Raw genomic sequence first — 14705 nt, 5'->3', positions numbered from 1 at the left:
ATCATTTTTGGCATAATAAATGGCAGAAACGTCGACTATTTTTGGGTTTATGAAGTACGTTTCTGCCACAGATATTCTATCAGATTTTAAAAAGACTGTCGACAGTCACTTTGTCAACAGTCTGAGAACAGCACGAGACTGTTCTTACTCCTTTAGATCATTGATATTCACTTCATCCAGTACATAGCCCTCATCATGCAGCTTTTTCGCAATATCCTTGCCGACATAGCGCAGGGTGTAGGGCTGGTAACGTTTTCCGGTCGTATCTTCCTTTTGCTTTGGATAGCGGATGATGAAGCCGAATTTGTAGGCGTTGTCCTTCAGCCAGATTTCCTGATCGCGCTCCTCCTCACTCGGATTTTTCTTATCCTTTTTATCCGAGCTCTTCGCTTCCTCCTTCTTTCCTGTATCCTTATCCTTGTCAGTTTCCTTTTCCTCATCGAATTCCGTCGTCATACCGTTTGGCAGCAGGCGCACTGTATAGCCGAGCTGAAATTCACTCTGTCCCGGATAATCCCAATGCTGCAGCACCTCATCCCCAAAGATCAGCTTTGCTTTTTCAAACAGTTTCATCTGATCCTCATAGGAAATATAACCGGCAATCACCTTCATATCCCCGTTTTCCTTCTGATTGACTTCCCTTGCAGCTGCCAACAGCTCCCTCAACGGCTTTACGACCTCCTTCTTGATCGTAATATCATTGGCCTGCGGTACAAGGGAGGCGTGCGGCAGGTCATTGATGGAGACCAGATTCTTTGGCTCATAGGTATACAGCGTATTTTTTCCGCTCAGCACCAGATACGGATCATCGGGCTGTGCAATCAGACGGGCATTTTCGATATTCGGATCGCCTTCATCGAAAAAGCGTGTCAGTACGTTGTAGCTATAATTCGTCAACAGGTCATGCAGCTGTCCGTACTCCATACGTGAACGATAGCGGTTGATAAAGCTCACGATGTACTCCTTAACCGCCTGATCACTTTCCGTATGCGACGGCTTCTGTGTCTGATACGCCACATCATACCATAGGGTATTATTCAACTCAAAATCCTTGATATCGATAAATGGAAGAAATTGTTCCGGTTCAATCTTTTGCGATACCAGGTAATTGATCTGCTCGGTGCTGAGATGGGACAGCACCAGACTTCGTTCCTCCTCGCTCAGCTCATGGGGGTATCTGGCCAATTCATCATAATGCTGATTCATAATATAAAAGCATCCGCTGAACAGTGCAATCAGCAGGATGACAAACACACTTCGTTTCAGTAGCATAGGCTCACCTCGCTCTTTATTATACACGACTTTCAAAATGAAAAAAAGAGCAAGACGCTCACTCTTGGGATACTGTTAAGGTTTCACTCTTTTCTTCCTGTGTTTTCCAGCTGTCCCGAACCTCCTTCACCATTTTGAAATAGGTGGAGCGCTTGAAGCCCAGCTGCTTCTGATAATCCTCATGCTTCATTTCCTTACGCATGATCTTTCGGATATTCTCCTCAAAATCATCCGGTAATACCATCTTCGGTCTGCCATAGCTGCCTTCCCCGTTTTTCTTCTTCTCCAGCGCCCTGTGAATGCCCTCCAGCTGCAGGGCATAGTTGCGTTTGCGAATCGTCCCTGTCACAAAATCAATCATTAGCAGCATCTGTTCCAGATCAACCGTGCGCTCATCGCTCAATCTGACACAAAGACCGCTGCTTTGCAGCTCGCGCAGTCGCTGCTTCAGCTCCAGCACCTCACTGGCAAGGTGTGCGATATCATAGATATACAGGGTATCCGATTGCTTCCACACGGCTTGCAGCTGCTCCCACTGCTTTGTACTGCCGTAATCAAAATAGCAGACAGCCTGCTGACGCTTCTGCAGCTCTGCCTGTGCCTGCCGCATACGGACAGCTTCCTGCTCATCCTCTACATAAGTATAAACATAATTCATATGCGAGCTCCTTCCTCGATACCTTTCCACCATAACCGCCAGGACATAAAAAACAGTCCTGCCGGATAAGGAATTCTTCACTCGTCATTCTACACCATCTGTAGAACAGAATCAATCCTTCCGGCAAAAGAATCCAAAAAACTATAGTTTTTTACAATATTTGGAAATTTTCCACGACTGTGTTTTCCATATCTGTATGTAGCTGTCGAAGCCCTAGGCTTTCCGCGCAGGATAGATTCCCTGCGTTCGTATGCCATACAGGCGGTTAGTGCAGTAGTTTTGCCAATGCTTTCGCTATTTTATCAAGTGCTCACACAAAAAGCAGAACGTATACACGTCCTGCCTATTCAAGCGTTAATTCCTCCAATTTCAGCAGCTCAACGACCGCCTGGGCTCTTCCTTTTACTCCAAGCTTCAACATAACATTGGATATATGGTTTCTAACCGTTTTATCGGATATGTTCATCAGTTTCGCTATTTCCTTGGTGCTGTAATTGGCAATCAGTAATTCAAAAACCTCTTTTTCACGTTGCGTCAGTATTTTTTGCGTAGCACTTACCCCCTAACGTTCCTACCTACCTTTATCTTATGCATCTTCTGCTTTTTGGTCTGTATTATGCAGGATATTGTAGATATTTTGTGCTACTTTTTCCGGAACCACCTGACGTATTTCCTCGATTGTGGCCTCTTTCAGGCGTTTCAGGGATTTGAAATGCTTCCAGATTTCCTTTTTACGGACTTCCCCAATGCCTTCCACCTCGTCCAGAATGGACTTCGTCATAGCTTTCCCTCTCAGCTTGCGATGATAGGAGATGGCGAAGCGATGCACCTCATCCTGCATCTGGGTCAACAGGAAAAACAGAGAGCTGTCGCGTTTTACCGGCAGAATATTTCCGTTTACATCCATCAGATTGCTCGTCCTGTGATTGTCATCCTTAACCAGTCCGCAGATTGTTAAGGGAATATCCAGTGCTTCAATAATTTCTCTGGCTGCCTCAATCTGGAGATAGCCACCATCGACAATCAGCAGGTCAGGAAAGCGCGCCCCTTCCTTCAACAGCCGGAAGTACCGCCGATAGATGACCTCCTTCATTGAGTCGAGGTCGCTTATGTATTCGCCTAGACGAAAGGTGCGATAATCCTTCTTGCTCGGCTCACCGTCCCGATATACCACCATACCGCTGACATTATGCGTACCGGAGATATGCGAGTTATCAAACAGCTCGATGCGATGAATTTCCTTCTGCAAAAGATTACACAGCTGCTCCATCCCCTCATAGCGCCGGCTTTCCTTGCGTTCCACCAGCTCGAACTTCTGTTCATGCGCATTTTTGGCATTGGCAAGCACCATATCCACCAGCTTCAGCTTATCTCCGCGAAGCGGCTGCAATATCTTTGTGTCCAGAATTTCTTCCAGATGCGTAATATCATACTCCTTTGGTATGAGAATTTCCTGCGGCAGGGGATTGTTCGCATAATACTGCAGGATAAAGGAAACAAAGGCATCTGCTTCATTTTCATATAGCGGCTCGATGGAAAGCGTACGCTCCAGCAGCTTACCTCCACGCAGGAAAAAGCCCTGAATGGATATATAGCCCTTATCAACATAATAGCCAAACACATCCCGGTCCTTGCGGTCCTTAAAGTCGATTTGCTGCTTTGCCGTCACATGCTCGATGGCATGGATCAGGCTCAGCTTCTCCTGTGCCTTTTCAAACAGCAGCTCCTCACTCGCCTGTTCCATTTCCCGATGCAGGGTATCCAGCATATCCTTGACATCTCCCCGCATGAATTTCTGAATACCGCTGACCATGTCCGCATACACACGCTCATCAATTTCCTTGATGCAGGGCGCCAGACACTGTCCCATGTGATAGTACAGGCATTCCTTTTTCTGCATCCGCCGGCATTTGCGCAGCGGATAGATGCGATTCAACAGCTTTGCCGTTTCCCATGCCGCGCCGGAATCCGGAAACGGCCCGAAATAATAGGCCTTGCGATCCTTCGTATTGCGCACCACCTTCAATACCGGGGCATTTTCCTTTGTGAGCTTTAAATATGGATAGGACTTATCATCCATAAACATGATGTTGTAGGGCGGTGTATGCTTTTTGATCAGATTGATTTCCAGCAGCAGCGCCTCTTTTTCACTGGATGTTACGATATATTCAAAATCGTCGATGTTACTGACAAGGCGGGTGGTTTTAAAATCATGGGCACCGACAAAATACTGCCGTACACGGTTTTTCAGCTTTTTTGCTTTTCCGACATAGATGATATCTCCATCCTTGTTTTTCATTAAATAGCAGCCAGGCAGAGCAGGAAGGATTTTCAGCTTATCCTCTATTTTTGCCATATTTGCCATTATTTACCGCTTCCCTTCTGCTTTAAAACAACAACGGTTGCTCCCAGTCCGCCTTCTCCCTGACCTCCCATGCGAAAGCTCTCCACACGCGGATTGCGTTTCAGAAAGTCATGAACCCCCTTGCGCAGGGCTCCGGTTCCCATACCGTGAATGATGCGGACATTATTTGCTTTCGCAAGCATTGCATTATCCAGATATTTATCGATGATCGGCAGGGCTTCCGCCACCCGCATACCGATGACATTGCATTCCATGGAAAACGAGCGCACGCTTGCTTTGGCAAAGCCTTTTTTCTTTGTTTTCTGCACCTGCTTTACAGCCGGTTCGATTTCCTGCAGCGTCGTATTCATTTTCATACCGTTTGCCAGTACGCAGACCTTATCCTTATTCATGGAAATGATTTCTCCATAATAGCTCAGCTTGCTGATTTTCACATAGTCCCCCACCTGATAGGAAGGCAGCTCCTGCTGTGTATCACTTGTATCTGCATCGTCCAGCGATGACAGCTGCTTCAATCTGGCCTTGCGGTCGCTGATCTCATGCGGTTTCGCTTCACTGTGCATATGCTTCAGCTCTTCGATGATATCCTGAGCTTCCTCCAAGGAGGACTCCAGCTGCTTTTGGGCATCCTCCCTGATTGTTTCCAGAATTTCCTCCCGCCGCTGCGCCAGCTGTTTTTTCTCCTTCTCCAGGCTTGCCTGCAGCTGCTTGACATCCTGTAAGCGAGCAGCCAGCTTTTCCTTCAGCTCATGATTTTCCATCAGGGATTGCTCCAGCTTTTCCATTGCGATATCCGCCTTGCTGCGATCCGCTTCCTTGCGTTCCCTCGCAAATTGAATGATGCTTTCCTTTAGTCCATATCGGCGGGCGATTTCAAATGCGTTGGACTGACCGCTGATTCCCTCGATATACCGATAGGTCGGCAGCATCACCTCCATATCAAATTCCACACTGGACAGCAGGATATCCTCATTGTCTGCACCATAGGTTTTCAATGCAGAGTAATGGGTTGTGGCAATCACCATGGCACCGATGCTGCGCAGATGGTCCAAAACAGCAACTGCCAGCGGCTCTCCCTCCTTCGGGTCTGTTCCACTCCCCAGCTCATCCAGCAGGACGAGTGAACGCGGGGATGCGTGGTCACATATAGCTGCCAGCTTGGATATATGGGATGAAAAGGTTGACAGGGATTCCTGAATGGACTGGTCGTCACCGATATCCACATACAGGGCATCAAACAGCGGTACGATCGCCTGCTCCGCACTCAGGGGGAGCCCACTCATCGTCAGGGCGACAAACAAACCGATGGTTTTCAGTGTTACCGTCTTTCCTCCGGTATTGCTACCGGTAATCAGAAGGCTGTGATGCGGTGAGCGGATTTCGTATGTATTTGCAATCACCTTCTGCGGATCGATCAGCGGATGTCTGGCAGTCTTCAGATACAGGTGATCATCCCTGGTATTCAGCTCTGCAATACAGCCATCCATCTCCTTTGTCCATAGCCCGCGGGCAAAGATACTATCCAGCAGACCAAAGGTTTCCAGATTGGACAGCAGCTCATAGCCGACCGCCTTGACCTGCTGACTTAATTCAAATAGGATGCGTGTGATTTCCTCCTGCTCCTGACTTTTCAGCGTTTGCAGGCGATTGTTGAGCACCAGCAGGCTGCGTGGCTCTACATAGGCCGTCTGACCGGAAGCACTCTCTCCGTGCACAAAGCCGTCCACACTGTTTTTCTCACTGATTTTCACAAGCACACAGGTACGGTTATTGCGCACTGTTGTGATCGTATCCATCAGCTTGCTTGCATTGCGTGAAAGAAACCGCTGTACCTCACTGCTGATATCCGCATGGCAGGATAAGATGGATTTCCGTATGCTTTTCAGCGCCGGACTCGCTGTATCCAACACCTCTGCATTTAAGGAAATGCAGCGTTCGATGGAGGAAGCCAGTCGCTGATGCTCCGCAAAGGAATCACACAGCTCTTTGATCAGCGGCGTCTCCAGATCACTTGCCTTCATATATTTGCGGACCTGCTCTACACCGCGTGTACTGTCCGCTATTTCGCGCAGCTCATGCGGTGTCAGTGTCATATCCTTCATGGCTGCCTCTATGCTGTCTCGTGTGTCATGAATGCCGCCAAACGGCATGTTTCCAAAACGCACGACGAGGGCATAGGCCTCTTTTACTCTTGCCAGCTCGCGTTTGACCCAAAGGGCATCAAAGCGTGGCGTCATTTGTCGAATCAGCTGTTTTCCCAGGGAAAAGGACGCATGTCTTGCGACCTGCTCCTTCACCTTGTGCAGCTCTAACGGCTCATACATATCTTTCATATTCTTACCTCTATTGCAGCGCAGACAGCAGCGTGTCCACGTCTTCCTTCTTCATATTCTGCTCCAGCAGCCAGCTGCGGATATTCTCCTTTTCTGCTGTACTGAGTGTTTGTTTCTCCTCCAATGCCGATGTCAGCTTGGATACTTCCTGCAATGGCTCCTTTGCATAAAAGGTTAGGGCCTCCAGCATCGTATCGCTGTATCGCAAAAGGGACGCAGATGCGATTTCATTCCCTGTTTTCCAAAATGGCAGGCGGCAGATCATGGCAGCCAGCACCATGAGAAGCACAGCCTGCAAAGCCCCTAGCGCAGCGCCCAGAAGGCGGTTGATACCGGAAACGACCGGCACATGATTGGCCGCCTTTGTAAACGGCTTTACGATCAGCACCGCCAGCTGCAGCAGGACAAAGAGAATCACAAAGATGAGCAAACGATTCAAATTGTCATACAGGACAGCTTCCAGCGGTGTATCCTGCAACGGGAGTGCATGCTTTGGATACAGGTGGATGAAGCTGCCGACATAGGAGGATGCCCACCATGCCAGAAAGCCGCATACAAAGAAAGACAGTATGCTCAACAGCTTTAATAGGAAGCCGTCGCGGTATCCGCCGAATACAAATGCGCAAAGGGCACACAGGATGACGATATTTACAACCATAATCAGGGACACAGGCATCACCTACTTTCTTTGTCCGTCTCATTATTTTACCATGAACACATAAAAAAATGAATGGGAACACCCGATTTCTGTATCCTGTTGTCTCATTTTATGCTAAAATGGAAAAGTTATGAGGAGGAATATCATGGGAACATGTACCATACAGACAGATCGATCCAGCATGATGGAGCTGAAGCAGCGGTTGAAATCTGCGGAAATCCGCAAGACGCCTCCCTATGCAATTTATCAGATCAAGACGAGTGATTGTGTCATCACTGCTTATGAATCCGGAAAGCTTGTATTTCAGGGGAACGGTGCCGAGGAATGTGCAGCGCTGCTTGCCCCATCTGCCATGCAGAAAACACAGCGCAGGGCGACAACAAAAAAAACACAGCCACAGCCGAAAGCAATCTATCCGCAGGCGGGAAGCGACGAAGTGGGCACCGGTGATTATTTCGGTCCGGTAACCGTTTGTGCAACCTGCGTCCGTGAAGAGGATGTGGATTTTCTACGAGAGCAAGGCATACAGGATTCCAAGGCTATTGATGATACCGCCATACGACGCATGGCGCCACGGCTCATGGAACGTCTTCCACACAGTCTTCTGATTCTGGATAACGCCACCTACAACCGGATACACGGGGAGAACAATATGGTTGCCATTAAATCCCGCATGCATAATCAGGCATATGTGCACCTGCGTAAGAAGCTCGGTTCACTTCCGCAATTTTGCATCATTGACCAGTTTGTACAGAAGACTTCCTATTACCGCTATCTGAAAAATGAGCGCGAGGTCGTTTACGACATTCATTTTGAAACCAAGGCGGAAAATAAATATTTATCCGTCGCTGCCGGGTCCATTATTGCCCGCTATGCGTTTCTGAAAGCCTTCGATGCCATGTGTGAGCAGTACGACTTCCCGTTCCAAAAGGGGGCCGGCAGCAAGGTGGATGCCAACATTCGTGAATTTGTTGCAGCGCATGGAAGAGAGGCACTGCTTCAGGTTGCCAAGCTGCATTTTGCAAATACGAAAAAAGCCTTAGGCTGAAAAAACCCGTTTCCTGTATTGTTTCTACAGAAAACGGGTTTTCTCATTATCGAACTGTCGGATTGATTTTTCTGGATACCTGCAGATCGATGGCATAGGGCAGCTGTACCAGCTCCACCCCTGCACTGCGCAGCATCCGCTTGCTGGCAATCGTCCCTTCCGTATGTGCATATTTATCGGATTCATATACGATACGGCTGATGCCGCTTTGAATAATCGCCTTTGCGCATTCATTGCAGGGAAACAGTGATACATAAATACTGCAGCCCTTCAGGTCATGCTTGCTGTTTAAAATCGCATTCAGCTCCGCATGCACGACATAGGGGTACTTGGTGTTTCCGAAATCCCCTTCCCGATCCCATGGGAATTCATCATCGCTGCAGCCGTTTGGAAAGCCGTTATAGCCGATACTGACCACACGATGCTCACTGCTGACGATCACCGCTCCCACCTGTGTGGAAGGGTCCTTGCTTCGTTTGGCGCTCAGATGTGCCAGTCCCATAAAATACTCATCCCAAGTCAATACATCTTCCCGTTTCATTAGATACCTCCTGTTTTTTCATACTGCTGATGAAAATGCTCCTGCAAATAGTCTGCATAGGCATTGAGCGGTGTATGGCGGTAAACACGGATAATGGCTTCATCCAAATGCTGATCAAGCGGAGCAACCGTATCCACAGCAGCACCATAGGCGAACAGGCTTGTCGCATACAAGACCAGTGCCAGACAGGCATGCTGCCGCATACCGGATTCACTCTGTCTGCCATATATCCATAAGCCAAACAGAACGCCACACAGGATTCCCGCAGCACAGGCGATAAAGGATACCGAGGGCACCAGTGCCAGTATAACAAGAATTGCCATACAGTTATACAGCGGAATCCGCAGCAGTGGATGTCGCAGCGTATGAGACAGCAGCTGACTGGTGAGGAAGGCTGCCGCTACACCGAAAATTCCGGCACTCATACCGGTCGCAATCCCGTTGGGGGCCGCAATCAGCTGTGCGGCATTCCCCAAAATCACAGAGGAAAGAAAAATCGCCATATACCAGCCTCTTCCCAAACGCTGTTCACACAGCTTTCCGGTCGCATACAAGGCATACAGACTGATGACAAAATGAACAACATCGTTATGTACAAAGCCGCCGCTGAGAATACGCCAATATTCATGCGCCGCGACAATGCTCATTTTATAAAACCCGCCGACTGCCACGATTGCGCCTTCCATACTGCCGCCAAGATAGGCCAGTGTATATTCCAGTATGAGTAATACCGTGCAAACTGCCATCATAGCAATCGTACAGCGCGGGATACTTTTCTTCCGTGCTTTTTTTATGAAATCCTGCTGTTGCTTCAGCTCTGCCTCTTCCACCTGAGCCATGAGCGTACTGCTTTCCTTATCCGGATCCACCACACGATGCACGACGCGGTCGATGCCATGAAACACACTGACCAGCTGCGGTTCACTGATGGTTGTGGGTGTAATGCAAATCTGTGTCAGAAAAGCATTGTGCACCGGACTCGATTGCGGATTGGTGTTAAGAATCAGCATCGGTCCCTCTCGATGCATCAGATTGAGTATGATGCGGTGAACGTTGCGCACATAGTCCGTATCCGCAAAGGTTCCGGCATTGCCGCTGGATGAAATGCGAATCACCGGATATACCTGGTGCTGTTCATTCATCAGCCACAGATCATCCTTGTGCTGCTGAACCCGTACAATGCGATAATGCTGTTGAACAACCAGGTAATGCAGCAGCTGATAGGCAAACAAATCATATTCACGAATCTGCATCCAGTCACCTCGATTCCTGTCGCAGTTCTTCCAGTATGTCCGCAAACTGCTTCGGCAGCTCTGCTTCCACTGTAATCATTTCCCCCGTTCTCGGATGCTGAAAGGTTAGCTGATGCGCATGCAGGAGCTGTCCGTTTGTCTGCATGGTCTTGCGATAGCTATATTTTTCATCCCCCACAACCGGATGTCCGATATATTGCATATGAACACGTATCTGATGCGTTCGCCCGGTTTCCAGACGACATTCCACCAGGGTATAATTAGCAAAGCGCTCGATCACCTGAAAGTGTGTACGCGCATCCTTTGCATTGGTTGCCGTTACCGCCATCTTCTGGCGATCCTTCACATCCCGGCCAATCGGTGCATCAATCGTACCGAAATCATGCTGAATCACCCCGTGCACCAATGCATAATACAGGCGATTCACCGTCTTGCTTTGCAGCTGCTTAGACAAGGATGCATGCGCAAGATCATTTTTAGCGACAATCAGCAGCCCTGTTGTATCCTTATCAATGCGATGCACGATTCCCGGACGCAGCGTTCCATTGATTCCGGAGAGATCCTTGCAGTGATACAGCAGCCCGTTGACCAGTGTACCGCTCTGATTCCCTGCAGCAGGGTGTACGACGATGTTTTTCGGCTTGTTGATGACAATCACATCCTCATCCTCATACCGCACATCCAGCTCCATTTTCTCAGGACGGGCTTCCATTTCCATTTCATCATCGAAACAGGCTGTGATGTGATCGTTTGCCTTTACCTTATAATTGGCTTTAACAGCAGCCTGATTGACCAGAATGCTTCCTTCCGCAAGCAGTGCCTGCACACGGCTTCGGGATAAATCCTCCTGTTCACTAAGGAATTTATCAATACGTGCTCCTGCATCCTCTGCAGCAGCGATAATCTCTATTTCGCGCATAGTCTACGACCTCCATATGTTTCCAGAACCATTGATAATACGATAAGTCCAACACCGACACAAAGCGATATGTCAGCGACGTTGAATACCGGGAAATCATATCCGAAGATAATGAAATCCAGAAAATCCCGGACATACTGGAAAACGAGACGGTCAATAAAATTTCCCAGTGTTCCAGCCATCATCAATACGACACCAATGCGTGTCAGCTTGTCCTTGTGATCAGTAGAACGGTAAAAATACAGCATGCCAATCAGAAAAACAATGGAAATCAGATAAAAGAAGACCATCTTTCCTTCCAGCATGCTCCAGGCTGCTCCTGTATTATGCAGATATGTAATTCTGAAAAACCCCGGAATTACGTCAAAGCTCTCATCTATTTGCATGGACGTCTGTACGCCCCACTTGCTTAGCTGATCCAGCAGAAGAACTGCCGCCATCAGCAGAATATGCTTAGCTTTCATGCGATTCACCTTTCCTTATATGTTCTATGAGTCCCGCTTGAGAAAGCTCATAGAAATGCATCGTATCATATTATAACAAAAAAAACCGCCATTGGCGATTTTTATGTGTACTTTTTATTTGGAATCACGGTAATTAGGAAAGTTTATAAATAAGGAGGATGAACTCGACACGTTCATACAAAGATTCTGAATAAAAAGTCCATTGGCAGATTCTTATGAAATCTGGTTACAGTATACCACGAAGAAAGCATACTTTCAATACATTTTTCAATTTTTATTCATTTTATTTCTGAAAATATTTTCACAATTCCAGTAATTCATGTATGAGCTTCCATCCGTCATTATCCAACAAAAAGGTATCATCGACGGAAATATACGTATCGTCTTGAATAATCAAAACCTCATAATCCCCCTTATACATGATGACGCCATGTGTCTTGATTGGCTCCCCATAGCCCCTGCACAGCTGCTCCAATCCATCCTCACTTTGATAACGACGCTTCGTCCACTCCTTAAAAAATCCTTCACGTATGCGATACCAATCGATATGCACATCCTTATCCGATGCATCTTCTTCCTCGCTGTAGGCGCTGAAGGACATATGCTCGCTCAGCATGGAAGACTCCCGATAGCTGTCCAGCGTCAGACCTGCGGTATTTACATGCTGCATGACAAAATCCGATAATCTTGTCTGTTCCATTGGCTTTTGAAAGGAAAGCGAGTCATAGGTACTGGAAAGTGTGATATTCACGCCGATAGCAAAGGTTACCCAAAGCAGTGCGATACTGCCGATCACCTTGAACCCCATAGGATATTTGGTTTTCCAAAGACGGTGAATGAGCACTCCGAAAATCAGAAAGATCACAGTAAATGCGATCACATAAAGCACATTGACTGTGAGCAAAGAGCCGATCATCGTACAAAGCAGCAGCGCAACACTGCCGTACACGATTCTTGACTGCCGCAGCAGCGTTTTGGAAGAGGTGACATTCCTTCTGCGCACAAGCCATATAAAGTAAGGGAGGAGATGAATCAGCCATGTGATATTTAATGCGACCATTAAAAGAAATGTCTGAAACTGAGAACCGTTGGCGTACATACTCCAACGAAGCCCATCATAGCTTTGCAGCAACAGCAGTATATACAGCACCCATGATACCAGCAGCCATACAGCTGTCTTATGCATACTCACATTCAATATGCGGCGATCCTCCACTGTCCCCTCGCGTAACGTGAGGTTGGGCTCATTACAGCGATACACCATGAGCGGCCCATTTGATCCGATGAACGTATACCCGAATTCTTCCACAAAGGTGCGATACTTATGTGCATCCGCTGTTTCCGAATCCGGTATAATCATGGAGTAATCCTTTGTATAATCCACAAGATAGTACGCCCCCTGTGACGTATCCGCTTCAAATGTGAGCCAGCAGGAGCGATCCCCCTTCAAGCTCACCAACTTCCATCCCTTTTCCGCCATTTCATTCAGATATGCCTGTAAAGCCGGATATTCAAACGGATAAACAATCAGCCATACATGCTTCTTTTTTCGTTTCATGATGCCGCCTCCTCTTCGCCGCCCTGCTTTTCCATCCATGCCTCACCATCCTGCAGCATGGTTTTCAAGCGTCTGTATTCCTGCATCAGCATCCCCTTCCCTTTTTCTGTAATCAGATAAAACCGTTTCCTTCCATCCGATTCCGTTTCCCGAATCATATCTTCATTTTCAAACTTTGACAGCATGGTATACAGCGTGCCCGGCACCAGGTGCACTCTGCCCTTGGTCAGTGTCAGCACAAACTCTGTAATCTCCATCCCACAGCGCGCCTGAAGCAGCGCAAGCAGCGTATAGTACATTGGCTCTGTCAATGTTTCCAGCTGTTTCTTCGGCACAGAACCACCTCCAATATCGTTTAACGATATTTCTTCATCTACATTATATTATCGTTAAACGATATTGTCAATAAGCTTAGTTCATTGCATAAGATTAAGCTTAGAAATTGGCGATGTTAGAGCGCTGATAATCAGCATGTAAGTGGATATGAACAAATGTCTTTGAAACTCACGAAGGACGCTGCCTCCTACGCTTCCATAGAGCAGTGTGGATTTTGATAACGGGCGGCGCAACAAGCTACCACATGGATATCCCTTATATAAATATAAGCAGTGGTATCTGCATGATCTCCTGCACTGCTGTACTACGTAAATACTGCGGATTGAAACACCCTCCCTTAACTTGTCACACTGCAACAGCTATGCTATACTTCGTTTAACAAACACGATGAGGAGGAGAACACCTATGAAAAAACGTAAAAGCATTCCCGGCAAATGGATGCTGGCCATCATGCTTGCCCTGCTTCTCACCACATGCTACTTCGTCCTAAACAGCCGGGCATACCTGCTGGAACAAAAGGAACAGCTGGTACAGCAGGAGCAAAAGCTGATAGCACAGGAGGAAGCAGGAATTCCCATCCGCACACAGCATGTTTCTCCTGCATCTGTTCATGTTGGAGCTGCCTACCTGTGGATCATCCCCTTCGACATTTTGGAGCTCTGTATTCTTATTCTGTATATCGTCCGCTATCTTGTATAGCTTTCTATTTACGCCATTCGCATTGTAGATCACGCCGCAGCATGCTATACTGAAGTCACAAGGAAGTGATTTTATGACACGTAATGAAGCAACACTCCATGCAATGCCGATCGGCTGCGACACCTGCATGGAGTAAATAAGTCGCAGCCTATGCCGGCCTTGCATCCTGAACATATTGTAAAGGAGGAGCCTGCATGAAATATGTAAATGCCCATACGGTGTTACCTGAGCGTCTGGTGGAGGAGCTACAGAACTATGTACAGGCAGGATATATCTATATTCCTGCTGCCGGAAAGAAAAAACGCTGGGGAAAGCGCAGCGGCTATCGAAAAGAATTGCAGCTGCGAAATGAAAGCATCCGACAACGCTATGTGTCCGGCTGCACGATTGATGAGCTTTCCAGTCAGTACGCATTATCCCACCATGCGATCAAGAAAATCATCTATCAGAAATGACAAGAATGCTGCGGCATTCTTTCAGACTGTTGACAAAGTGACTGTCGACAGTCTTTTTAAAATCTGATAGAATATCTGTGGCAGAAACGTACTTCATAAACCCAAAAATAGTCGACGTTTCTGCCATTTATTATGCCAAAAATGAT

The 14705-nt window shown here is 47.5% G+C and carries 14 protein-coding genes; 3 read left to right on the top strand and 11 right to left on the bottom strand.

Annotation, left to right across the window (positions count from 1 at the left end):
* Positions 1-144 precede the first annotated feature (144 nt).
* The 5 genes from NE665_RS21580 to NE665_RS21555 all read right to left on the bottom strand — a co-directional run bounded on the left by NE665_RS21580 (position 145) and on the right by NE665_RS21555 (position 7304).
* Positions 145-1272 (bottom strand): M15 family metallopeptidase, encoded by a 1128-nt coding sequence (locus NE665_RS21580; protein ID WP_117441406.1) that lies wholly within the window; start codon positions 1270-1272, stop codon positions 145-147.
* A gap of 58 nt (positions 1273-1330) precedes the next feature.
* Entirely contained in the window at positions 1331-1930 is a 600-nt protein-coding gene (locus tag NE665_RS21575) for a resolvase (RefSeq protein WP_117441405.1), read from the bottom strand.
* Between the two features lie 586 nt (positions 1931-2516).
* A complete protein-coding gene (uvrC, locus tag NE665_RS21565; RefSeq protein ID WP_117441404.1) occupies positions 2517-4295 on the bottom strand; it encodes an excinuclease ABC subunit UvrC in 1779 nt (592 codons plus the stop codon).
* Positions 4295-6628 (bottom strand): endonuclease MutS2, encoded by a 2334-nt coding sequence (locus NE665_RS21560; RefSeq protein ID WP_117441403.1) that lies wholly within the window; start codon positions 6626-6628, stop codon positions 4295-4297. The genes uvrC and NE665_RS21560 overlap by 1 nt, the downstream gene beginning before the upstream one ends.
* 10 nt (positions 6629-6638) lie before the next feature.
* Complete coding sequence (locus tag NE665_RS21555) at positions 6639-7304, bottom strand: CvpA family protein (RefSeq protein WP_233104949.1); 666 nt, start codon at positions 7302-7304, stop codon at positions 6639-6641.
* 127 nt (positions 7305-7431) lie between these two features.
* Between NE665_RS21555 and rnhC the strand changes: the two genes are divergently transcribed.
* Positions 7432-8334 carry a ribonuclease HIII gene (gene rnhC / locus NE665_RS21550; protein ID WP_117441402.1) on the top strand — a complete coding sequence of 301 codons (903 nt, stop codon included), beginning with the start codon at positions 7432-7434 and terminating at the stop codon, positions 8332-8334.
* 46 nt (positions 8335-8380) lie between these two features.
* Here rnhC and NE665_RS21545 read toward each other — a convergent pair whose 3' ends face one another.
* The 6 genes from NE665_RS21545 to NE665_RS21520 form a co-directional block, all read right to left on the bottom strand.
* A complete protein-coding gene (locus NE665_RS21545) occupies positions 8381-8875 on the bottom strand; it encodes a dCMP deaminase family protein (protein ID WP_117441401.1) in 495 nt (164 codons plus the stop codon).
* A complete protein-coding gene (locus tag NE665_RS21540) occupies positions 8875-10128 on the bottom strand; it encodes a rhomboid family intramembrane serine protease (RefSeq protein ID WP_117441400.1) in 1254 nt (417 codons plus the stop codon). Before NE665_RS21540 ends, NE665_RS21545 begins: the two co-directional genes overlap by 1 nt.
* Positions 10129-10132: 4 nt before the next feature.
* A complete protein-coding gene (locus tag NE665_RS21535; protein WP_117441399.1) occupies positions 10133-11047 on the bottom strand; it encodes an RluA family pseudouridine synthase in 915 nt (304 codons plus the stop codon).
* On the bottom strand, positions 11035-11511 hold the full coding sequence (gene lspA, locus NE665_RS21530; protein ID WP_117441398.1) for a signal peptidase II: 477 nt from the start codon (positions 11509-11511) through the stop codon (positions 11035-11037). Before lspA ends, NE665_RS21535 begins: the two co-directional genes overlap by 13 nt.
* 301 nt (positions 11512-11812) lie before the next feature.
* Positions 11813-13069 carry a DUF2812 domain-containing protein gene (locus NE665_RS21525; RefSeq protein ID WP_117442251.1) on the bottom strand — a complete coding sequence of 419 codons (1257 nt, stop codon included), beginning with the start codon at positions 13067-13069 and terminating at the stop codon, positions 11813-11815.
* A complete protein-coding gene (locus NE665_RS21520; protein ID WP_117442252.1) occupies positions 13066-13404 on the bottom strand; it encodes a helix-turn-helix transcriptional regulator in 339 nt (112 codons plus the stop codon). Before NE665_RS21520 ends, NE665_RS21525 begins: the two co-directional genes overlap by 4 nt.
* A 406-nt stretch (positions 13405-13810) precedes the next feature.
* Here NE665_RS21520 and NE665_RS21515 point away from each other — a divergent pair, with 406 nt between their 5' ends.
* Positions 13811-14104: a hypothetical protein gene (locus NE665_RS21515; RefSeq protein WP_233104816.1), complete on the top strand. Its 294-nt coding sequence runs from the start codon at positions 13811-13813 to the stop codon at positions 14102-14104.
* A 194-nt stretch (positions 14105-14298) separates the two neighbouring features.
* Complete coding sequence (locus tag NE665_RS21510; RefSeq protein ID WP_117442254.1) at positions 14299-14559, top strand: CD3324 family protein; 261 nt, start codon at positions 14299-14301, stop codon at positions 14557-14559.
* Positions 14560-14705: the final 146 nt, after the last annotated feature.

The sequence above is a fragment of the Clostridium sp. DFI.1.208 genome (assembly GCF_024463855.1).
GTDB lineage: Bacteria > Bacillota_I > Bacilli_A > Erysipelotrichales > Erysipelotrichaceae > Clostridium_AQ.
Note: the sequence above shows the minus strand (reverse complement) of the source record. Positions and strands in the feature narration are given on the sequence as shown.